This window comes from Roseomonas sp. FDAARGOS_362, assembly GCF_002754815.1.
Lineage (GTDB): Bacteria > Pseudomonadota > Alphaproteobacteria > Acetobacterales > Acetobacteraceae > Roseomonas > Roseomonas mucosa.
The window spans coordinates 1,013,840-1,035,707 of sequence record NZ_CP024588.1 but is presented as its reverse complement, the minus strand read 5'-3'; the positions used below and the strand labels follow the sequence as shown (position 1 = coordinate 1,035,707).

The window sequence follows — 21,868 nt, the reverse complement described above, 5'->3', positions numbered from 1 at the left end:
TGCTGCGCTGTCTCCTTCTGCTCTCCGGCGCCGCGCTTCTGGGCTTGGCTGGTCCCCTGGAGGCAGCGGCGCCGGATCGGCTGGGCAGCCTGACGGCGGATGCGCTGGCTTCCGGCTGCCATCGCCCGCCATCCCGCCTTGTGGCGCGTCCCCGCGTGGCGGAGGCCACGTTGCGGCAGCGGGCACGCGATCGCGACCCGGAAGCCATGTACGGCCTTGCCCAGATCCTGCTGGAAAGCCGGGACGAGGACGAAACGGCGGCGGAGGCGCTTTACTACCTGGAGCAAGCCGCCCTGGCCGGCCATCCGCATGCCGCCGGGGAAGCCGGCAGCGCCCATGCCAGTGGCTACGGCACGGAACGCGACGAGGCCCGTGCTGTGGCGTGGTGGCGCTATGGTGCGAGCCGTGGCCAGCTTCGCGCACAGGGTTGCCTGATGGTCGCGGCGCTGCTGGGGCGCGGCATGGAGGCCGATCCCATCGAAGCGGCGCGTTGGGCGATCCTGCGCGAGAGCCAGCATCGCGGGCCCTTCACCATTCAGCCCAGCCTAGCGGGTTTCGAACGCCAACTCTCGTCCGAGAGCTTCACGCGAGCCCGGCAATGGGCGGCCCGCCCTGTCGAGGCGGCGCCCGTGCCGCCGCTGGTGCCGAAACCGGCACGTCCCCGGCCGTCGAAGGAGGCGTCGGGGGAGGAATTCATGTCTGACGTCGGGCGGGACGAGAGCCCGCTGCCGTCGCGGCCCGCCTATCGCTATGCCGTCGCCGGGACGGCAGGCGGAAGCACGCTCCGGAAATCCGGAAGTGGCTTCGCCGTGGCGTCGCATCTCATCGTCACCAACTGGCATGTGGTGAATGGCTGCCGACAGGTTTCGGTCCAGGCCGGGTTGGCGGAACTGGCTGGTGCCAAGCTGCGCGGACGCAACGAGGAACTCGACCTCGCCCTGGTCGATGTGCCAGGGCTGAACCGGCCATCGCTGGCGATCGCCACGGATGTTCGCCCAGGCACCCCGGTGGCGGCCATGGGCTTCCCGGGCATGAACGTGAAGACACGGGAGCCCACGGTGACCGGCGGCAATGTCAGCGCCATTGGCGTGGGCGAGAATGATGGCTGGATCCAGTACACCTCGCCGACCCAACCGGGTAACAGTGGTGGGGCCCTGCTGGATATGTCGGGCAGGGTCGTTGGCATGCCCGTGGGGCAGGTCGATGCCGTTCTATCACTGCTGCGGAACGGGACCATGCCGCAGAACGTCAACCTGGCCATCGCGCCACGGCTTCTGCGGCGCTTCTTGCGCGATTACGATCTGCCACTGACCGAGGCATCCGGTTTCGCCGATGCGGCCAGCCAGCCACGCAATCTCGCCGACCTTATGGAAGAAACCGCTCGCTCCGTGGTCCGCGTGCTCTGCTACGGCGACCCGCCCAAAGCCCCGAAAGGCAGGACTAAGAGGACGACTGCGCCTGCACCCACGCCGGAATACCCATGGCAGGCGCCTCGGCCACGCACCCGCATGACCGGTGGCGGGGCGGAGGAGGAATAGGTTGCGAAAGAAACTAATAATGACTTGCATCGAATCGGTGGGGATGCGATAGCGGCCGCGTCATCGCACGGACGCGACATCCGCATGTATGTTTGCCTCTGCAACGGAATCACCGACACGCAGGTCAGGGATGCCATCGCATCCGGCGCCAGCCGCTGTTGCGAGATCTATTCAAAGTGCGGCTGCAAAGCGCAGTGTGGCACCTGTACGCGCATGATTCTGGCCATGATGCGGGAACAGCCGGGACAGGTTCAGGCGCGCGCCACTCGCTGAAACTGTTTCTCACTCTCAGAGTCGTTGAAAATCAATGACTTGACGCTTAGTGGGCTTTCTGTCTTCTCGTCGCCTCAGACGAGACGGGAGACAGACCATGTCCGCTTACGGCGACCCCAAGGTCATCGAGCACCTGAACACGCAGCTCACCAACGAGCTGACGGCGATCAACCAGTACTTCCTGCACGCCCGCATGCTGAACCATTGGGGTGTCACCAAGCTCGGCCGGCACGAGTACAAGGAATCCATCGAGGAGATGCGACACGCGGATGACCTCATCCACCGCATCCTGTTCCTCGACGGGTTGCCGAACGTGCAGCGGCTGAACCAGGTCCTGATCGGTCAGTCCGTGAAGGAAATCCTGGAATGCGATGCGAAGCTCGAGGAGAAGGCGATCAACGATCTCCGCGAGGGCATCGCCTATTGCGAGAGCGTGCGCGACTTCATCTCGCGTGACCTGCTGGTGAAGATCCTCGCCGACGAGGAACACCATGCGGACTTCCTGCACGCCCAGTTCACGCTGATGGGGAAGATCGGCGAGGACCGCTACACGATGCTCAACAGCGACGCGGCGCCGGACCAGAACCAGGACGGCGATCACTGAGGCCCCTTGCCGGCGGGGCGATCCCGCCGGCGCCGGGGGTGGCCTGCGCCACCCCGCGTGGCGGAAGCCGCCGAAGGGCCGGAGGACGTTCCTCCGGCCCTTCGCATGTTCAGGCCCCGGCGGACGCGACCGGGGCAAGCTGGCCGCCGCCCAGGCGCAGCCCCCGGTCATGGAAGCGCGCCACCGCCGGGCGATGGGCGATGGAGACGATGCCGGTCCCCGGCAGCTTCTCCCGCAGCCGGGCATAGAGCACCTCCTCCGATTCCGGATCGAGATTGGCGGTCGCCTCATCGAGGAAGAGCCAGTCGGGCTTCTGCAGAAAGGCACGGGCCAAAGCCAGGCGCTGCTGCTCGCCACCCGAAAGGCGCCGCTCCCAGGCATCGCTCTCGTCCATCTGCGGGATGAATCCGTCCAGCCCGGCGCTGTTCAGCGCGTCCAGCACCTGCTCCTTGCTGAACTCGCCTTCCGCCATGGGATAGCAGACCGCATGGCGCAGCGTGCCGAGCGGGATATAGGGCCGCTGCGGCAGGAAGAGCACGCGTGCGTCGGCCGGGACCTCCACCCGGCCCCGCCCGAAGGGCCAGATGCCCGACAGTGCCCGGAACAGCGTGGACTTGCCGCTGCCCGAGGCGCCGGTGACCACCACCGCCTCGCCCGGCGCCAGGGACAGGTCGGCATCGCCCACCAGCACGCGGCCATCGGGCAGCTTCAGCTCGATATCATGCGCCACGAGATGCGAGCCGGTGGCGGTGACGAGCTTCGGCCCCTCGTCGGCGCGCGCCTCCGACATCGCGATGGCCTGCCGGAAGCCGGCGAGACGCTGCACCGTCGCGCGCCAGTCGGCGAGCAGGCCGTAGCTGTCCACGAACCAGGACATCGCGCCCTGCACCTGGCCGAAGACGGAGGAGGTCTGGGTCAGCGCGCCGAGCGGGATGCGGCCTGCGAAGAAGGCGGGGGCGGCGACGATGAAGGGGAAGATCACCGCGAGCTGCCCGAAGGCGGAGGTGAAGAAGGTCAGCCGCTTCGTCACCGTCATCAGCATGCGCCAGTTCGCCACCACCGCGGCGAAGCGCCCGGCCAGGCTGCGCTCCTCGCCCGCCTCGCCGCGATGCAGGGCGATGCCCTCGGCATTCTCCCGCACGCGGATCAGCGAATAGCGGAAATCCGCCTCCAGCCTCTGCTGCTGGAAGTTCACGGGGATCAGCCTGCGACCGACCAGATGCGTCAGCCAGGTGCCGAGCGCCGAGTAGAGAAGCGCCACCCAGACGAGGTAGCCGGGGATCGGCAGTTCCAGCACGTTCACCGGATCGGACAGGTTCCAGAGCACGGCGATGAAGGAGACCAGCGTCACCACCGAGTTCATCAGCCCCAGGCCCAGCGACAGGTTCTGGCTGACGAAGCTGTTGACGTCCTCGGAAATGCGCTGGTCCGGGTTGTCCGTGCCCGTGTCGGAAAGCGCGATCCGGTAATAGGCGCGGTCCCGCAGCCAGTCCCCGGTGATGCGCCCGGTCATCCAGCGCCGCCAGCGGATCTGCAGCAGCTGGCGCAGGTAGAGCTGGAACACTGCCACCAGGATGAACAGCGCCGCCACCACGCAGAAGCCGGGCAGGTAGCCTTCGTCCGGATCATGCCGGCCCAGGAAGAGAAGCTGGGAGAAGGCCTCCCAGTTCTTGTCCTGGAGGGAGTTGTAGAAGGCACGGTTCCAGAAGGTGAGGATCACGTTCATCCCCACAAGGGCGAGGTTCAGCAGGACCACCACCGCCAAGAGGCCCCGGGCGGACCAGCGTTCCTCGCTGAACCAGAAGGGGCGGGCGAGGGCCCAGGCGTCCCTGAGGGCACCGCGCGTGTCACGCATCGCGGGATCTCCAACATGTCAAAGAGAAGAAAGCCGGAAACGGCGGCGTCAGCGCGCGGCGATCCGCAGGCGGATAACCCCGCGCACTTCGCCAGGCTCCACCGGCTTGCCCTTGCGCAGCACCTCGATCTCGCCCTGGCGAGCCAGTTCCATCGCCGTGTCGCGCACCGGCCGCATCAGGCCGCGCCAGGATTCACCACCCAGCTCGCGGGCGACCTCGCTGGGACAGATGGACTTCTCCGCGCCACGCTGCATGGCAAGGCGCCGGATGCTTTCGGCGATCCGCTCCCGGCCGGGCGGCGCGGCACTGGCCGGAGGCTCTGAGGCCTGTGGGTCAGAGGTCAGGGGATCAGCCATCTTGCCTCCACGCCCTGGCCCAGGAAGCGGAAGCGGGCCCGGCGGTGTCGTTCGGGGTCGAGGTGAAGCCACTCCATCTGCCGCAACCGGACCGTGATGACACAGAAATTCGCGCGGGCCTGCGGTGTGACGACGGGCGGCGGGGGAGGGGCGGGCACGGCGCTTCCAGGCGGGGCGGAGGCCGCGTAGCTGCGGCGCTCGCCTTCCGGCATGGCGGCCCAGGCGCGGTCGGCCAGGGCGTCGCCGCGATGCAGCCGCGCCTCGCCCTCCAGCCGCAGCTGCCACTGCCGCGCGGCATCCCAGCCCAGCAGGGAGACGCGCGGATCGGCCGCGATCTCACCCACCTTGCCCGCACGGGCATCGCTGTGCAGCCAGAGAGTGAGGCTCCCGGGCTCGAAGCCGCGCAGCACCACCATGCGCTGGCGTGGCGCGCCATCCGCGCCCTGGCTGCCCAGGGCAAGCAGCCGCCATGCGTTTTCCCGGTCGCCGGGCGCCACATGCAGGAGGTCGAGGATCTCCAACAGGATCCGGTCCGCTTCCGGCTCAGCCGCACCGGTGGTCACGCCTTGGTCCTCAGGGTTTCGATCCTGCGTCGGCAAGGAGGCAGGCCTCGTCTGGCGTCGTGGCGATGATGCCTCGGTGTTTCCAACGATCCACCGCCCACGCATCCGGTGCGGCGGGGTTCGTGGGAGCGAGACTAGCAGCTTCCCCCGGCCGGCACAGCGGGCAGGCTTGTGCCGTTGCGTAACGTGGCCCGGGGCAGGCGTACGGCGCGCAAAGAAGAAGGGCCGGTCCTTGCGGACCGGCCCCCTTCCCGAAGCGACGTCTGGAGCGTCTGCGCGATCAGCGCAGGACGATCTCCACGCGGCGGTTCTGCGGCTCGCGCACGCCGTCGGCGGTCGGCACCAGCGGACGGCTCTCGCCGAAGGCCTCGACCGTGATCTCCGAGCGCTGGATGCCCTGGCGCACCAGCTCGGCGGCCACGGCGTCGGCGCGGCGGCGCGACAGGCCCATGTTGTACTGCGGCGTACCGGAGCGGTCGGCGTGGCCGGCCACCTCGATGCGGGTCGAGCCCGTGCTACGCGCGTTCTGCGCCGCCTCGGTGATGATCTGCCGGGCGCGGTCCGTCAGATTGTAACGGTCCCAGTCGAAGAACACGAGGTAGGTGCGGGCCACGGCCTGCGGAGCCTGCGGCACGACCGGCGGAGCGGCCACGGGCGCCGGCGGGGTCCACAGCGCGTAGCGCAGGCCCAGCATGGCGGAGTGGTTGTTCGCGCCGTCGATCTCGAACTTGCCGCGGGTCGGGACTTGGCCCGAGGCGGTGCGCACGACGCCGTCATACTTGGTCTGCAGCGTGCCGAGGTAGCGGTACTCGGCCGTCAGCGACAGGCCAGGCACGGCCGGGATCGGGAAGGCCAGACCGGCGATGCCCTGGTAGCCGAAGGCACCTGCGGTATCGTCGACGGTGATCGTATCACCCGGACGGCCGACGCTGTTCACCCGCGTGCCGCCGACATTGTCCAGATCCGTCCAGATCCAGCCCACGCCACCGCCGACATAGGGCACGACCGGGATCGGCATGTTCGGGAACCAGGCCGGCAGCTGGAAGTCGTAGTAGCCGTTCACCATCACGCCGTACTGGCGCATACGGCCGGTGCCGCTGAAGAAGTTGCCGCTGGTGCTGCCCACGCCACGGCTGGACCAGCCGCCGACGTTGCTGGTGGGATTGTCGCGGAAGTTGCCCTCGACCTCGGCGCGCAGACCGTTGCCGAAGCCCCAGCCGACGGCGACCTGGCCGCCCCAGCCTTCGCTGAACTTGAACGAGCCCTGGCGGTTGCCCACCGTGGCGTCGAAGAAGCCGTTGGCGCCGCCATCGGAGGTGGCGTTGCGCTTGTCGGCGTGGTTCCAGCCGGCGCCGCCGGACAGGTACAGGCCGGTGACAGGCTGCGCGACCGGGGTGGCCAGCCAGCTCGGCGGCGTCCACCAGGCGGACTGCGCCATCGCGACACCAGGGGCCATGAAGAGGGTCGTCGCGAGCAACGCGTGACGGAGTTTCATTGAGATAGTGTCCTTCATCGGGGGGACGAACGACTCTCAAAATGCACGCCGCAGCCGCGAAGCATATTCACCAGCATGAGAGGCAGGGATGCCGGAAGGGCGTCCTGTGGCATTGTGGCCGAACTGCCACAGAACGGACGCGGAAACCGGCACGAAGCAGGGTTCACGGGAATCAAGTGGATTGCCGCGGATGCATTCTGCGCCATCTTCCGTCCACGAATCCAGGGGCAATCCACGACTCCGGCGGAAATCGGCGAAACGCGAATCGCCCGCACCGGAAAGAGACTTCCGGTCAACTGGCCTTTGGCGTCAGTGCCGTGCCGGTCCGGTCCAGGGCGATCTCGGCACCGAACCAGCTCACGCCCTCGGCGACCAGGTCCATGCTCCAGCCCTGGGCATCCTGCAGTGGCAGCTCGAAGACGATCTGCACCGTCTCGCCGGGCATGATCTCCTGCGCGCTGAGCCGGACGCGGCGGAAGTCGCGCTCCAGCGTGCCGTCCGCCAGGCGCCGCATCACGCCGAGGTTGACGCCGCCCGCACCGGTCCCGCCCGGACGCCAGCGATAGCCGCCGAGATTGCGGATCGCCACGGTGAGCGACAGCTTCTGCTTGGTCGCCGTGCCCGACAGGACCGCGATCTCGGCGATCGGCGCCTTGCGCTTGGCCAGGGGCGGGATCTCGCGGCTGTCCGGCGCCTCGCCCGTGCGGCTGAGGACGATGCAGCAGTCGTGACGGAGCCAGGAATCCAGCTCCGCGACGCCCTGCGCCAGCATGGCCGGGGAGGGGGCCGCGCCCGGCGCGTCACGGTGCGACACGCGCTCCAACTCGGCCGTATAGGCCGTGGCGCCCATCACGGCGGGCTGGCGCGTCGCCAGCCCGAACTCGCAGCGCGCGAAGCCCGCCGCCGCCGCCGCGGCCTGGATTCCGGCGGGGTCCGTCTCCGGCTCGGCGATGCCGGTGGCCCGCATCCGCGCCTGCGCGGCCGGGGAACGGGACTGGCCGGGCGCCGCGGTCATGATCACGGCGCGGCCGCCCTCGGCCAGCACGCGCTGCATCTCCGGCAGCAGCGCGGCGAGATCCCCGAGCCGGTGCAGGCTGTGGAAGGCGATGATCCGGTCCACCGAGGCATCGGGGAGGGGGATGCGGCCCTTCTCCAGCACGCCCGTCTTCAGCCGCGACGCGAGCTGGGGCAGATGGACCGAGGCGAAGGCCTTCGCCTTGCCGATCGCGGTGGCGGAAGGATCGACCGCCTGCACCTCCAGCCCTTGCTGCGCCAGCAGCCGCGACAGCCAGCCATGGCCGCAGCCGAGATCCAGCACGCGGTGGCCGGGCTCGGCCTGGAGGAGGTGGAAGGCCACCGTCAGCTGCGGCAGCACCTCCCGCACCGTCGCCGGGTCGGAGAAGGGCATGTGGAACCGTGGATCGCTGACCGGGATGCCTTCATGCTGGCTGTCCAGCCGCGCCAGCCGCTCCGCCTCGGCGGTCGCGTCCAGAAGACGGTGCGTGTCGATCAGGCCATCCTTGCCAAGGAAGGCTTCCGCGTTCTCGGGCTGCCAAGCCACCATTCCCGGGGTACTCCAGACAATTTCCCGCGATGGTGGTTTGTTCCGAAGGAATTCGCAACCACTGGTTTGCGGCTTGCCGATCACTCCCGGCCTCCCCAATTCCGGCCCCTCGGCAGCCGAGGAAGCATGGCATGATCGAAGTCTGGAGCTGGCCCACACCCAATGGCCACAAGGTCCATATCGCGCTCGAGGAGCTGGGCCTGCCCTATCGCGTGGTGCCGGTGAACATAGGGGCGGGCGAGCAGTTCCGCCCGGAGTTCCTGGCCATCACGCCGAACCATCGCATCCCCGCCATCGTCGATCCGGATGGGCCGGGCGGAAAGCCGCTGCAGCTCTTCGAAAGCGGCGCCATCCTGATCTACCTGGCCGAGAAGGCCGGGCGCCTGATCCCCACCGATCCGGTGGAGCGGCTCAAGGCGCTGCAATGGCTGATGTTCCAGATGGGCGGCGTCGGGCCGATGTTCGGCCAGTACAACCACTTCGCCGCCTATGCCCCTGAACGCATCCCCTATGCCGTCGAACGCTACGGCAACGAGGTCCGGCGGCTGCATGGGGTGCTGGAGAAGCGCCTGGCGGAATCCGAATGGCTGGCCGGGTCCGGGTACTCCATTGCCGACATCGCCACCTTCCCATGGATCCGGAACCCGGACCGGCGTGGCATCGACCTGTCAGACTATCCCTCGGTTCTCCGCTGGCACGACGCCATCGCCGCCCGCCCGGCCGTCCAGCGCGGCGTCGCCGTGCTGGCGGACCGCTCGCGGCAGGGGGCGATCACCGATGCGGAGCGCGAGAACATGTTCGGCAAGACCCAGTTCGCCCCGCGCTGATTCCCGCGCTGCCCGCACGGCCGTGGCCGGTAAGTGCCCTCCGGGCCACGGCTGTGCGGGAATGCTGCCCTGCACAATCATTTCGCTCGCGGGGGTCACGCATGTGCGATATGTGAAGAGCGTCGCTACGGCGCCTCGCCCGGCGGCGTGGAGATGGCCCGAAAGCCCATGGCAAGAGTCGTGCGGAGTTCACGCGGAGGTTGCGTAACCGGCGCGGCGGGGGCATTGGTGCTTCAGCCACGAAGGTCGCTCACGGGACAGGGGGAGTGATATAAAATCGCCACGCTTTGTCCTTTTTCCGGTCTTCGTACCCGGCCAGAAGAGGCCGGTCGCGTCACGCCGCCCGGTTCTCCCGGTGCCGGCCAGGACGCCGTGCCAAAGGCGGAGGATCATCCGGCGTGAGCGCCCGCATCCTGGTGGTGGATGACATCGCGACGAACATCCATCTGCTGGAAGCCCGCCTTCGGGCCGAATACTACGAGGTCGCCTCTGCCAGCTCCGGCCCGGCGGCCATCCGCCTCGCCGAGGAATGGGCGCCCGACGTCATCCTGCTGGACGTGATGATGCCGGGGATGGACGGCTACGAGGTCTGCCGCCGCCTGAAGGCACAGAAGCAGACCGGGCACATCCCGGTGGTCATGATCACCGCCCTGACGGACCAGAGCGAGCGCATCCGCGGCCTGGAGGCCGGCGCCGACGATTTCCTTTCCAAGCCGGTGGACCATGCCACGCTCTTTGCGCGGCTGCGCGCCCTGCTGCGTACCAAGCAGGTGCTGGACGCCTTCCACATCCGCTCCGAGAGCACCGGCGACCTCGGCATGAGCGGCGGGCTGCGCGCGCTGAGCAGCATGATCGGCACGCGCGCCCTCATCGTCACCGAGGACCGCGAGGAATCGCGCTTCCTGGAGGAGGCGCTGGCCGAGGACGGCGTGGTCTGCTTCGTGGCCACCGACCGCGGTGCGGCCTGGAACGCGCTGATGTCGGGCGAGTTCGAGCTGGCCGTGCTGAGCCTTTCCTTCGATGCCGGCGATGGGCTGCGGTTCGCCTCCCGGCTCCGGGCGCAATCCGGCACGCGCGACCTGCCGGTGCTGCTGGTCGCCGATCCGGCGCAGCGGCAGCTCGTGCTCCGGGGTTTCGACCTCGGCGCCAACGACCACGTGCTGCGCCCGGTGGACCGCAACGAGTTGCGGGCCCGGGCGCGCAACCAGATCCGCCGCAAGCTCTACCAGGACCGGCTGCGCGAGGATCTCCAGCGCACGCTGGAGGCGGCGGTCACGGACAGCCTGACCGGCCTGCGGAACAGGCTCTATGCCTCCCGCCACCTGGAGGCGATGCTACGTTCCGGTGGTGCTTCGGTGCTGCTGCTGGACGTGGACCACTTCAAGCGCGTGAACGACACCTTCGGCCATGCCGGCGGCGACGTGGTGCTGCGCGAGGTCGCCCAGCGGCTGCGGAGCAACCTCCGCTCCTCCGACATCGTGGCGCGCTATGGCGGCGAGGAGTTCCTGGTCATCATGGCCAGCCGCTCCCCGGCCGACGTGGCGAATGTGGCGGAACGCCTGCGCCTGGCGGTGGGCGAGGAGCCGGTCTGGCTGCCTTCCGGCCCGGTCCGGGTGACCATCAGCATCGGCGGCGCCAGCGGCGGAGACAGCATCCTGCTGGACGATCTCCTGGCCTCGGCCGACGAGGCGCTCTACCGCGCCAAGGCCGCCGGCCGGAACCGGCTGGAAATCGCGCGCAGCGGAACCGGCGCGGCAGCCTGAGCCGCCTGCCCGGACATCCGGGCATCCCTTCCGGACGCGAAAAGCCCGGCCGGGGACCGGTCGGGCTCTCTGTCATGGCGAATGGATCGGCAACGGCCTTCCAGCCCCGGCCATGGGGGAGCAGGAAGGGTGGCGTCCCGGCATGGTGCCGGGACGCGGCGCGATTACTTGATCTTGGCTTCGCGGAAGACGACGTGCTTGCGCGCCACCGGGTCGTACTTCTTCAGCTCCAGCTTGCCCTGGGCATTCCGGGTGTTCTTCTTCGTCACGTAGAAGTAGCCGGTCTCGGCGGTGCTGAGGAGCTTGATCTGGATCGTGTTGGACTTGGCCATGGTCTGATTCCGTAAACAGGCCTGCGCACTGAGCCCCGGCCGTTGAACGGCGCAACCTAGTCACCGCGCCCGCTGCGTCAAGCTTTCTCTCGCGGAAACAACCCTCACCGGCCGGATGGCACCCATGCCGGAGGCCCACCTGGGCGAGCCGCCGGCATGGTTGCCATCCGGCCGCCCCGTCACTTCGCCGTGGCGGTGCGATAGGCCTCGGGATTCGACAGCAGCGTAACCGCGGCCTGGAGGTCGCCGTCGCGGCCTTCGGCGGGGGGGCAGGCGCTGCGGAGGGCGGTGATCTCGCTCGGCAGCACCGGCACCCGTGCCTGGCGCTGGCGCCGCAGTACCGCGCCCATGGGGGCGTCGCCCTGGGCCAGGCGCTCCAGGCCCCGGGTGGCGCCGTCCGCGCCCAGGCTGGTGCAGAGGGAAGGCAGCACGCCCAGCGACTGCAACGGCCAACCGTCCGGCGCCAGGATGCGGGACCAGGAAAGCGAGAGCTCGCCCTCGTTGGGCAGGGGCACCAGGATCTGGATCAGTCCCTTGCCCATCGTGGCGCTGCCCACCACCGCCGCCCGGCCGTTGTCGGACAGGGCCGCGGTCACGATCTCGGCCGAGGAGGCGGTGCGGCCATCGACCAGGATGGCGATCGGCCGCCCCTGCGTCAGGTCCATTCCCGCCGCGTGCCAGACGCGGCGCGCATCCGGGTGCCGGCCGTCGGTGCGGGCGACGATGCCGGCGGACAGGATGTTGTCCACCACCCGGATCGCCTCACGCAGGAAGCCGCCCCGGTTGCCCCGCAGGTCCAGCACCAGGCTCCGCGGTGCCGGGGTGGCGGGATGGTCGAAGGCCATCAGCAGCGCCTCGCCGAGCTGGTCCGCCGTGTCGGAGGAAAAGGCGGTGATCCGCAGCACCAGCACGTCGCCCTGCCGCGCGGTGCGGACGGTCTGCGGCGGCACGACCTCCCGCCGCAGGACGATGTTGCGGTGGCCGCGGCCGCGCTGGATGCGCAGGCGGGCGCGCGAGCCCAGCGGCCCTTCCAGCAGCGCGGCCAGCCGGTCCGGCGTCTGCCGGGCCATGGAGATGCCGTTTAGGCTCAGCAGCACGTCCCCCGGCTGCAGCCCGGCCGCCTCGGCGGGGCTGTCGGGCATCACCGCGAGCACCGTGGCGCCGCGCGGCCCGCCCTCGACCTGCAGCCCCAGCCCCGCCGTGCCCATGCGCCGGTCGCGGTCGCTGTCGGCGGTGGTGGGCGAGACATAGCGGCTGTAGGGGTCCAGGTGGTTGAACACCTCGTCGAAACTGGCCTGCAGCAGCGCGTCCGCCCCGGCCCGCCGCAGGGTGGGGGAAACCCCCCAGGCCGCGCCATAGAGCCAGGACAGGGCGGTGGCGGCCTCGGCCAAGGTGTTCGGCGTGGCGCGCTGCGCCAGGCTCCGCCCCAGCAGCGAGACGCGCAGCACGCCGTCGCGCGCCTCCACGTCGAAGCCCGGCTCCAGGGCAGTCAGCCCGCGCAGCGCCCAGAGCGCGAGGTCGGGCGGCGTCACGGGATCGAGATGCCGCTCGGCGATCGCCTCGAAACCCGCCTGGAGCGTGGTCTCGATCAGCGGGGCCGGGTAGGTCTGCGCGCGTGCCGGCCCAGCCCCCAGGAGCAGGGCCGGAACAAGCAGGATCAGCGCTGCCGCGACGAAGCGCCGGAACGGGCCCTGCCAGCGGCAGGGCGCTTCACGCCCGCCTTGCGACCCACGCGCGGGTCGCCTTGCAGGAGATCGAATGTCAGGCTGCCGGTCAGGGGCATGGCCTCGGCCAGGCGAACCTCGACCGGCTGTCCCAACGAGAAGGCGAGGCCCGTATGACGGCCCACCAAGCGCTGCGCGCCTTCCTCGTGTTCCCATCGGTCATCCGGCAAGACGCGAATCGGAACGATTCCGCTCGCGCCATTGGTGTCCAGCGTGACGAAGAGACCGAAGCGTGTCACCCCGGAAACCCGTGCGGGGAAAGTAGCACCGACATGGTCCGCCATATAGGCGGCGAGATAGCGGTCCACCGCGTCGCGTTCCGCCTGCGCGGCGCGGCGCTCGGTTCGCGTGATGTCTTCGCCGGTTTCGGTAAACCCCTGGGCTTCCTCGCTTGTCAAACCGTCCGGGCCGAGGCGCAGGCCGGCGATCAGGGCGCGATGGACCAGAAGGTCTGCGTAACGGCGGATCGGACTCGTGAAATGTGCATAGCGGCGCAAGGCGAGGCCGAAATGGCCGATGTTGTCCGGCGCGTATTCCGCCTGGGACTGGGCCCGCAGCACCGTTTCATGCACGAGCCGCTCCTCGGGACGGTCCTTCACCTGTTCCAGCAGTTGCGCGAAGTCCCGTGGGCGCAACTCGTTGCCGGGCGGCAGGGACAGGCCGAACGTGTCCAGGAACTGCCGCAGCCCTTCCATCTTCAGGTCGGAGGGGCGGTCATGGACCCGGTACATGCAGGGCTGGTGCAGCCGCTCCAGCTCCTCCGCCGCGCAGACATTGGCGGCGACCATGAATTCCTCGATCAGCCGGTGGCTGTCGAGTCGGGCGCGCGGCCGCACCGCCAGCACCTTGCCCTCGGGGCTCAGCTCCACCTTCCGTTCCGGCAGGTCGAGGTCCAGCGTGCCGCGCTTCTCCCGCGCGCCCAGCAGGGCGCGGTAGGCGCCGTAGAGCTCGTCGAACCGCGCCTCGCCGGCCTCGTGCGCCGACTGCACCGCCTCATAGGTCAGCCGGGCGGTGGAGCGCATGAGGCCGCGCCCGAAGCGGTGCGACTGCTTCCGCCCCTCTGCGTCGAAATGCATCCGCACGAAAAGGCAGCCGCGATCCTCGTCCGGGCGCAGGGAGCACCAGCCGTTGCTGAGCGCCTCCGGCAGCATCGGCACGACCCGGTCGGGGAAATAGACGCTGTTGCCGCGCCGCCGCGCCTCCCGGTCCAGCGCCGAGCCGGGGCGGACGTAATGCGCGACATCGGCGATGGCGACCGTCACCTGCCAGCCCTTGCCATCGCCTTCGGCATGGACAGCATCGTCGAAGTCCCGCGCGTCCTCGCCATCGATGGTGACCAGCGGCAGGTCGCGCAGGTCCTCGCGCCCCTCCGGCCCGACGCCGCGGGCACGCTCGGCCTGGCGCAGCGCCTCGCCGTCGAAGGCGTCGGGGATGCCATGGGCATGGATGCAGACCAGCGAGACCGAGCGGGGCTCGCCTATCCTGCCCAGCCGCTCCAGCACCCGCACGGGACGCAGGCCCAGCCCGTGGCCGGGGAGGGGTTCCGCCAGGACGAGGTCGCCATCCCCGGCGCCGTTCTCCTCGCCGGGCGGCACGCGCCAGTCGGCCCGGATGCGCCGGTCCACCGGGCGGACCAGGCCTTTCTCGAACATGCCCAGCACGCGGGAGGAACCCTGTTCCGCGAGGCGGCGGATCGTGCGGCCCTCGTATTTCTCGCGCCCCGCCGGCTTCAGCCGCGCCAGCACCCGGTCGCCCGGCGCCAGGGCCGGCTGCCCCTTCGGTTCGGGGCGCATGTAGATCAGCGGCGGGCGGCCGTTCTCCCAGTTCACCGGGCGGGCGAGGGGATCGCCATCCGGGTCGGTGCCGAAGACCTCGACGATCGCGGTTTCCGGCAGGTTGGCGGCATGGCGGAAGGAGCGGCGGCCGGAAGGCGCGGCGCTGCCCTCGGCCCGCAGCTCCTTCAGCAGGGCGCGCAGGGCCGGCCGGTGCTCCACGCCCAGGCCGAAATGCCGCACGATCTGGCTCTTGCCCACCGTGCCGCCAGCGGCACGCAGGAAGGCGCGCAGCTCCTCCCGCGTCGGCAGGCTGGCCGGGGCCTCGGGCTCGGCGGCAGCGCGACGGCGGGCGCTGGCCTGGGGGCCGGCGCCACGGCGCAGCTTCACGCGAAGACCCGGCCGGCCGGGAGTGCCCGCGATGCGGCGTGCCATCGCGACGACGTCCGCTCAGACCTTGGCGGTCTTGCGCGCCGCCGGCTTGGCCGTGGGCTTGCCGGCGGCGGCCTTGGCCACCGTCTTGCCGGCCGCCTTGCGCGGCGCGGCCTTCTTCGTGGCGGGGGCCTTGGCGGCGGGCTTCGCCTCCCCGTCGCCGGCGGCGGGTTTCGCGGCCGCCTTCTTCGCCCCGGCCTTGGCCTTGCCTTTGGCTCCGCCCTTGCCTCCCTTGGCGGGAAGCGGCTTGCCCTTCTCGGCCAGCAGCGCCACCGCCTGTTCCAGGGTGAAATCCTCCGCCTGGACGTTGCGGGGCAGGCTGGCCACGATCTGGCCATGCTGGGCATAGGGGCCGAAGCGGCCGCGGCGGATCTCGACCGGCACGCCGTCCTTCGGGTGCTCGCCCAGCACCACGGAACGTGGCTTGGCGTCGGCCAGCAGCGCCACGGCCCGGTTCAGGCCGATGGTCAGCACGTCATCGTCCTTGTCGAGCGACTTGGACAGCGTGCCCATGGTCAGATAGGGGCCGAAACGTCCGAGATGGGCGGTGATCTCCTCGCCCGTCTCGGGATGCACCCCGACGATGCGCGGCATGGACAGCAGGGCGAGGGCGCGTTCCAGCGTCACCCCTTCCGGTTCCATGCCCCGGGTCAGGCTGGCGCGGCGCGGCTTGGTCGGCTTGCCCTTCTCGTCCACCCCCGGCTCGCCGAGCTGGACATAGATGCCATAGGGTCCGCGCCGCATGGTAACCGGCAGCCCGTCCGGGCTCGTGCCCAGCTCACGCACGCCGTCGGCGAAGCCCGCCGCCTCGTCGCCCTCGGCGCCGGGGGCGATCAGCGGGCGGGTGTAGCGGCATTCCGGGTAGTTGGAGCAGCCGATGAAGGCGCCCGTCTTGCCCAGCCGCAGCCCGAGCCGCCCGGTATGGCAGTTCGGGCATTCGCGCGGGTCCTTGCCGTCGTCGGCCGGCGGGAAGAAGTGCGGCCCCAGATCCTCGTCCAGCGCGTCGATCACGTCGCTGATCTTGAGGTCCTTGGTCGCGGCCACGGCCTTGGAGAAGGCGTCCCAGAACTCGGCCATGACCTCCCGCCAGTCGGCGCGGCCGCCGCTGATGTCGTCGAGCTTCTCCTCCAGCGCGGCGGTGAAGTTGGTGTCCACGTAGCGCTCGAAGAAGGCCACCAGGAAGGCGGTGACGAGGCGGCCGCGATCCTCCGGCTGGAAGCGGCGCTTCTCCAGCTTCACATAGCTGCGGTCCTGCAGCGTCTGCAGGATGGAGGCATAGGTGGAGGGGCGGCCGATGCCGAGCTCCTCCATCTTCTTCACCAGGGAAGCCTCGGAATAGCGCGGCGGCGGCTGGGTGAAATGCTGCTCCGGCGTGACCTCACCGCGCTTCAGCGCGTCCCGCTCCGCCATCGGCGGCAGCACGCGGCCATCCTCATCGCCGAGGGCGGCGGCGGGGGCGTCGTCCACATCCTCGCGGTACAGCTTCAGGAAGCCGTCGAAGGCGATCACCGAGCCGGTGGCGCGCAGCTTCGTCCGGCCCGTGCCCTCGGCGATCTCCACCGTGGTCTGGTCCAGCTCCGCCGAGGCCATCTGGCTGGCCACGGCGCGCTTCCAGACCAGGTCGTAGAGACGGCGCTGGTCCGGGTTCAGGTAGCGTGCCACCTGCATCGGGGTGCGCTGCACGTCGGTCGGGCGGATCGCCTCGTGCGCCTCCTGGGCGTTCTTGGCGCGGGAGGAATATTCGCGGGCCTGCGGCGGCAGGTAGTTCTGGCCGAATTCCTCGCCGACATGGCCGCGGATGGCCTGGATCGCCTCGGCCGACATCTGCACGCCGTCGGTCCGCATATAGGTGATCAGGCCGACCGTCTCGCCGCCGATCTCCACGCCCTCGTAGAGCTGCTGCGCCAGGCGCATCGTCGCTTGGGCACCGAAGCCCAGCTTGCGCGAGGCCTCCTGCTGCAGGGTCGAGGTGGTGAAGGGCGCCTGCGGATTGCGGCGGACCCGCTTCTTCTCGACCGAGGCGACGCTGAACTCACCCGCCTCGATGGCGGCGACGGCGCGCTTCGCGGCGGCCTCGTCCGGCAGGTCGAACTGCTCCAGCCGCCTGCCGTCCAGATGCGTCAGCCGCGCGGTGAAATGCGCCCCGATCGGCGTGGCGAAGCGCGTCTCCACCGTCCAGTACTCGCGTGGCCTGAAGACCTCGATCTCCGCCTCGCGCTCGCAGATCAGGCGCAGCGCGACCGACTGCACCCGCCCGGCCGAGCGGCTGCCCGGCAGCTTGCGCCAGAGCACGGGGGACAGCGTGAAGCCCACGAGGTAGTCGAGCGCGCGCCGGGCCAGATAGGCCTCGATCAGCGGCGTATCCAGGTCGCGTGGATGGTCGATGGCGTACTGGACGGCGCGCTTGGTGATCTCGTTGAAGGTGACGCGGTGGACCTCGAGGCCCTTCAGCAGCCGCTTCTTCTCCAGCATCTCCCGCACATGCCAGGAGATGGCCTCGCCCTCGCGGTCCGGGTCGGTGGCGAGGAAGAGCCGCTTGGCCCCCTTCAGCGCCGAGGCGATCTCGCGCAGCTGCCGCTCCCCGCGCTCCTCGGACTCCCAGTCCATGGCGAAGCCTTCCTCGGGCCGCACGGAACCGTCCTTGGCGGGCAGGTCGCGCACATGGCCGAAGGAGGCGATGACCTTGTAGCCGCCACCCAGGTACTTGTTGATGGTCTTGGCCTTGGCGGGGGATTCTACGACGACGACGTCGGTCATTTTTGCTCTGAGGTGTCCTCCCGACCCGCAACGGCGGATCGGACAATGCGGTTTCCTGGCAGCACCTCGATCCGTCCTGACATCTCAAGATCGGCGATCAGGCCCTGAAGATCGGAATGCGAGAGGTGGCAGCGGCGCAGGATTTCGTCAACCGCCACGGGAGAATAGCCAATCAGGTCAAGCAGATAGCCTGTCTCCGAACCCTCCGGAATTGGTTCTGGCGGCGAATCCATCGCGCCGGGGCGCGGCCCGGCGCCTGCCGTCCGGCCCGTTTCGGGCAGGCGCAGCGAGACCGGCCGGGGTGCTTCCGGCAGGTGCGCCAGCACGTCCCCGGCATGTTCGCAGAGGGTCGCGCCCTGCCGCAGCAGGTCGTTGGAGCCCCGGCAGCGTGGGTCGAGCGGGCTGCCCGGCACGGCGAAGACCTCGCGCCCGGCCTCGATGGCATGCTGGACGGTGAGCAGCGTGCCGGACCCCATCGCGGCCTCCACCACGACCACCCCCAGGCTCAGCCCGGCGACGATCCGGTTGCGGCGCGGGAAATGGCGATGGGAGGGCTGCGTCCCCAGCGGATACTCGGCCACCAGCGCCCCGCCCTCCGCCGCGATCCGCTCCTGTAGCCGGGCATTCTCGGGCGGGTAGGCGACATCCAGCCCGCCGGGCAGAACCGCCACGGTGCGCCCCTTCCGCAGCGCGCCCTCATGCGCCGCCGTGTCCACCCCGCGCGCCAGGCCGGAGGTAACGGCGATTCCGCCCCCGGCCAGCGCCGCCGCGATCTCCTCGGCGATGCGGCGCCCAGGGGCCGAGGCGTTCCGCGCGCCGACGATGGCGACGTGCCGCAGCGCCAGGATGGACGGGTCGCCCAGCACCGCCAGCACCGCCGGGGGATCGCCGATCAGGGACAGGATCTCGGGATAGCCGTCTTCCTGCCAGTGCAGGAAACGGCCACCCGCTTCCCGCACCGCGTCGTATTCCCGCCGGACCATGTCGGGGGGCGGCGGCGCGAAGCGCCCGCCATCCCGCCGCGCCGGCCAGCGGGGCAGGGCCTCCAGCGCGGCGAGGCCGCTGCCGAAGCGTTCCAGCAGGGCGCGGAAGCGCACCGTGCCGATGCCGTCGGTGCGGGCCAGCCGCAGACGGGCCAGGGCCTCCGCCTCGTTCAAGCGCCCGGCTTCTCCTTGCCCTGCCCGATCCGGGGCTCCGTGCCGGCCAGCAGCCGGCGGATGTTCTCATGGTGCCGGACATAGACGTAGAGCACGATCAGCGTCACCGCGATGGCGACGGCCGGCACCTCCAGCGCCCAGGCGGCCAGCAGCGCGATGGCCAGGCCGCCCAGGGCCCCGGCGGAGGAGATCCGCGTGACCTTCGCCACCGCCAGCCAGCCCAGCGCCGCCGCCAGGAAGACCCAGATGGACAGCGCCAGGAAGACGCCGAGCGAGGTCGCCACGCCCTTGCCGCCCCGGAAGCCGAGCCAGGGCGGATGGCAGTGCCCCAGCACAGCGCCCACCGCCGCGGCCGGTGCCGCGCCGGGGCCGAGCAGGGCCGCGGCCAGCAGCACCGCCGCCGTGCCCTTCAGCGCGTCGAGCAGCAGGGTGGCGGCGGCCAGCTTTCTGTTGCCGGTGCGCAGCACGTTGGTGGCGCCGATATTGCCGGAGCCGATGCTGCGGATATCCCCCAGCCCGGCGGCCCGGGTCAGGATCAGCCCGAAGGGAATGGAGCCCAGCAGCAGCCCGATCAGCAGGCCCAGCAGATGGAGTGTCCAGGGGCTCATCCGCCGAAGACCCGCCGCCCGGCCTTCCAGGTCCCGATGACCCGGCCCTCCAGCGCCCGCCCGTCGAAGGGCGAGTTCTGCGCCTTGCCGGGCAGCCTGCCGGCCTCGACCTTCCAGGCGCGCTCCAGGTCGAAGAGCACGAGGTCCGCCGGGGCGCCGGCGGCCAGGCGCCCGGACTCCAGCCCCAGCAGCTTCGCCGGACCGGCGGTCAGCAGCGCCATGGCCCGCAGCAACGGCAGGTCCCCGGCATGGACGCGGGCCAGGGTGACGGAGAGCAGCGTCGCCAGCCCGGCGCCGCCGGCCTCGGCCTGGGCAAAGGGCAGGCGCTTGTCGTCGGCGTCGCGCGGCTGGTGGTCGGAGGCGATGGCATCGACCGTGCCATCCGCCAGGGCCGCCACCACCGCCTCGCGGTCGCTCTCGGGGCGCAGCGGCGGCTCCAGCTTGGCATAGGTGCGGTAGTCGCCGATCGCCGTCTCGTTCAGGTCGAAATAGGGCGGCGCCGTGTCGCAGGTGACGCGCAGCCCCTCGGCCTTGGCCTCGCGCACCAGTTCCAGCGCCGCCGCCGTCGAGAGATGGGCGAAGTGGACATGGCCGCCGGTCAGCCGCGCCAGGGCGATGTCGCGGGCGACCTGCATCGCCTCGGCCGCCGCCGGCACGCTGGGCAGGCCGAGCCGCGTCGCCAGCTCGCCCTCGGTCGCCGCCGCGCCGCGCGACAGGCTGGGCACGGCCGGGTGCTGCACGATGAAGCTGCCGAAGGCCCGGGCATAGGAGAGGGCGATCCGCATGGTCCTGGCATCGCCGATGGCATGGTTGCCGTCGGTGAAGGCCACCGCCCCGGCCTCCCGCAACAGGCCGAACTCGGTCATTTCCTTGCCGGCACAGCCGCGCGTGGCGGCGCCATAGGGCAGGATCGAGAGGCTGCCCGTAGCCTCGCCGCGCCGGAGCACGAATTGCAGCAGCGCCGGATCGTCCAGCGCCGGCTCGCTGTCCGGCAGGGCGCAGAGCGTGGTGATGCCGCCCGCCGCCGCCGCCAGGGCGGCGGAGGCGATGGTCTCCCGGTGCTCGGCGCCCGGCTCGCCCACGGCGGCGCGCAGGTCGATCAGCCCGGGGGCGAGGCAGGCGCCGCCGCCATCCACCACCGTGGCACCCTCGGGAATGCCTGCCGGGCCGCCCTGCAGCACCTCGGCGATCGTGCCGTCGCGCACCAGCAGGCCGCCGGCGGCGTCGAGGCCGCCAGCCGGGTCGAGCAGCCGGACGTTGGTGAAGATCGTGTCGGTCATCAGCGGTCGTTCCGGCCCGGGCCACGCGAAAGGATGTCGAGCACGGCCATGCGGACGGCCACGCCCATCTCTACCTGCTCGCCGATCACGCTGCGGCTGGGGTCGTCGGCCACGGCGCTGTCGATCTCCACGCCCCGGTTCATCGGGCCGGGATGCATGACGATGGCGTCGGGCTTCGCGACGCGCAGCTTCTCCGCATCCAGCCCGTAGAAGCGGAAGAACTCGCGGGCCGAGGGAACGAGGCCGCCGGCCATGCGCTCCTTCTGCAGGCGCAGCATCATGACCACGTCGGCGTCCTTCAGGCCGGAGCGCATCTCGTGGTGGATCTCCACCCCCAGCCGGCCGGCGGCGGCGGGGATCAGGGTCGGCGGGCCGACGATCCGCACCCGGCAGTTCATGGCACTCAGCAGGTGGATGTTGGAGCGCGCCACCCGGGAATGCAGCACGTCGCCGCAGATGGCGACGGTCAGGTTCTCCAGGCGCCCCTTGTGGCGGCGGATGGTCAGCGCATCCAGCAGGGCCTGGGTCGGGTGCTCGTGCGTGCCGTCGCCCGCGTTGATCACCGCCGCGTCCACCTTCTGGCTCAGCAGGGCCGGGGCTCCGGACTGGGCGTGGCGGACCACCAGCAGGTCCGTCTTCATGGCATTCAGCGTGGAGGCGGTGTCGAGCAGCGTCTCGCCCTTGTTCACGCTGCTGTTGGAGACGGACATGTTGATCACGTCCGCGCCCAGCCGCTTGCCCGCCAGCTCGAAGGAGGTGCGGGTGCGGGTCGAGTCCTCGAAGAAGAGGTTGATCAGCGTCCGGCCCTTGAGCACGTCGCGCCGGGTCTGCCCGGAGCGGTTGAGCAGCGCGTAGTTCTCGGCGAGGTCCAGCAGCTCCCCGATATAGAGGGGGTGCAGGCCCTCGATGGCCAGGAGGTGTCGGGAGGGAAAGGCAACCATTCCGGGCAGGCGTCCAATGTCGCGGC

General features: G+C 70.5%; 18 protein-coding genes. 5 read left to right on the top strand and 13 right to left on the bottom strand.

Annotation, left to right across the window (positions count from 1 at the left end; genetic code table 11):
* Positions 1-155: 155 nt before the first annotated feature.
* The 3 genes from CTJ15_RS09635 (at position 156) to bfr (ending at position 2,415) form a co-directional block, all read left to right on the top strand.
* Entirely contained in the window at positions 156-1,538 is a 1,383-nt protein-coding gene (locus tag CTJ15_RS09635) for a tetratricopeptide repeat-containing serine protease family protein (RefSeq protein ID WP_193009661.1), read from the top strand.
* Between the two features lie 84 nt (positions 1,539-1,622).
* Positions 1,623-1,811: a bacterioferritin-associated ferredoxin gene (locus CTJ15_RS09630; RefSeq protein ID WP_075822671.1), complete on the top strand. Its 189-nt coding sequence runs from the start codon at positions 1,623-1,625 to the stop codon at positions 1,809-1,811.
* Positions 1,812-1,908: 97 nt separating this feature from the next.
* Positions 1,909-2,415, top strand: a complete 507-nt coding sequence (gene bfr, locus CTJ15_RS09625; RefSeq protein WP_019459957.1) for a bacterioferritin — start codon at positions 1,909-1,911, stop codon at positions 2,413-2,415.
* Positions 2,416-2,524: 109 nt separating this feature from the next.
* Here bfr and CTJ15_RS09620 read toward each other — a convergent pair whose 3' ends face one another.
* The 5 genes from CTJ15_RS09620 to CTJ15_RS09600 form a co-directional block, all read right to left on the bottom strand.
* Positions 2,525-4,270: an ABC transporter ATP-binding protein/permease gene (locus tag CTJ15_RS09620; RefSeq protein ID WP_075822672.1), complete on the bottom strand. Its 1,746-nt coding sequence runs from the start codon at positions 4,268-4,270 to the stop codon at positions 2,525-2,527.
* Between the two features lie 48 nt (positions 4,271-4,318).
* Entirely contained in the window at positions 4,319-4,627 is a 309-nt protein-coding gene (locus tag CTJ15_RS09615) for a DUF3253 domain-containing protein (RefSeq protein WP_083755540.1), read from the bottom strand.
* Entirely contained in the window at positions 4,612-5,190 is a 579-nt protein-coding gene (locus CTJ15_RS09610; RefSeq protein ID WP_075822673.1) for a pyridoxamine 5'-phosphate oxidase family protein, read from the bottom strand. Before CTJ15_RS09610 ends, CTJ15_RS09615 begins: the two co-directional genes overlap by 16 nt.
* 280 nt (positions 5,191-5,470) lie before the next feature.
* Positions 5,471-6,667 (bottom strand): OmpA family protein, encoded by a 1,197-nt coding sequence (locus CTJ15_RS09605; RefSeq protein WP_099781518.1) that lies wholly within the window; start codon positions 6,665-6,667, stop codon positions 5,471-5,473.
* A 310-nt stretch (positions 6,668-6,977) separates the two neighbouring features.
* Positions 6,978-8,246 carry a class I SAM-dependent methyltransferase gene (locus CTJ15_RS09600; protein ID WP_193009660.1) on the bottom strand — a complete coding sequence of 423 codons (1,269 nt, stop codon included), beginning with the start codon at positions 8,244-8,246 and terminating at the stop codon, positions 6,978-6,980.
* Between the two features lie 134 nt (positions 8,247-8,380).
* On the opposite strand from CTJ15_RS09600, the gene CTJ15_RS09595 reads away from it, so the two are divergent.
* Together CTJ15_RS09595 and CTJ15_RS09590 are read left to right on the top strand one after the other, a co-directional pair.
* A complete protein-coding gene (locus CTJ15_RS09595; RefSeq protein WP_019459951.1) occupies positions 8,381-9,076 on the top strand; it encodes a glutathione S-transferase family protein in 696 nt (231 codons plus the stop codon).
* A gap of 398 nt (positions 9,077-9,474) precedes the next feature.
* Positions 9,475-10,839, top strand: a complete 1,365-nt coding sequence (locus CTJ15_RS09590; protein WP_019459950.1) for a PleD family two-component system response regulator — start codon at positions 9,475-9,477, stop codon at positions 10,837-10,839.
* A gap of 164 nt (positions 10,840-11,003) precedes the next feature.
* Here CTJ15_RS09590 and rpmG read toward each other — a convergent pair whose 3' ends face one another.
* The 8 genes from rpmG to CTJ15_RS09550 all read right to left on the bottom strand — a co-directional run bounded on the left by rpmG (position 11,004) and on the right by CTJ15_RS09550 (position 21,842).
* The gene (gene rpmG / locus CTJ15_RS09585) at positions 11,004-11,171 is read right to left on the bottom strand and encodes a 50S ribosomal protein L33 (protein ID WP_019459949.1); all 168 of its coding nucleotides are present in this window, start codon (positions 11,169-11,171) and stop codon (positions 11,004-11,006) included.
* Positions 11,172-11,350: 179 nt separating this feature from the next.
* Positions 11,351-12,703 carry a S41 family peptidase gene (locus CTJ15_RS09580; RefSeq protein ID WP_058389852.1) on the bottom strand — a complete coding sequence of 451 codons (1,353 nt, stop codon included), beginning with the start codon at positions 12,701-12,703 and terminating at the stop codon, positions 11,351-11,353.
* A 125-nt stretch (positions 12,704-12,828) separates the two neighbouring features.
* Positions 12,829-15,102 (bottom strand): ribonuclease R, encoded by a 2,274-nt coding sequence (rnr, locus tag CTJ15_RS09575; RefSeq protein WP_099781517.1) that lies wholly within the window; start codon positions 15,100-15,102, stop codon positions 12,829-12,831.
* A gap of 15 nt (positions 15,103-15,117) precedes the next feature.
* A complete protein-coding gene (gene topA, locus CTJ15_RS09570) occupies positions 15,118-17,856 on the bottom strand; it encodes a type I DNA topoisomerase (protein ID WP_099781516.1) in 2,739 nt (912 codons plus the stop codon).
* Positions 17,853-19,013, bottom strand: a complete 1,161-nt coding sequence (dprA, locus tag CTJ15_RS09565; RefSeq protein WP_099781515.1) for a DNA-processing protein DprA — start codon at positions 19,011-19,013, stop codon at positions 17,853-17,855. Before dprA ends, topA begins: the two co-directional genes overlap by 4 nt.
* Positions 19,010-19,621, bottom strand: a complete 612-nt coding sequence (plsY, locus tag CTJ15_RS09560) for a glycerol-3-phosphate 1-O-acyltransferase PlsY (RefSeq protein WP_019459944.1) — start codon at positions 19,619-19,621, stop codon at positions 19,010-19,012. Before plsY ends, dprA begins: the two co-directional genes overlap by 4 nt.
* Positions 19,618-20,901 (bottom strand): dihydroorotase family protein, encoded by a 1,284-nt coding sequence (locus CTJ15_RS09555; RefSeq protein WP_019459943.1) that lies wholly within the window; start codon positions 20,899-20,901, stop codon positions 19,618-19,620. The genes plsY and CTJ15_RS09555 overlap by 4 nt, the downstream gene beginning before the upstream one ends.
* Positions 20,901-21,842: an aspartate carbamoyltransferase catalytic subunit gene (locus tag CTJ15_RS09550; RefSeq protein WP_099782127.1), complete on the bottom strand. Its 942-nt coding sequence runs from the start codon at positions 21,840-21,842 to the stop codon at positions 20,901-20,903. The genes CTJ15_RS09555 and CTJ15_RS09550 overlap by 1 nt, the downstream gene beginning before the upstream one ends.
* Positions 21,843-21,868: the final 26 nt, after the last annotated feature.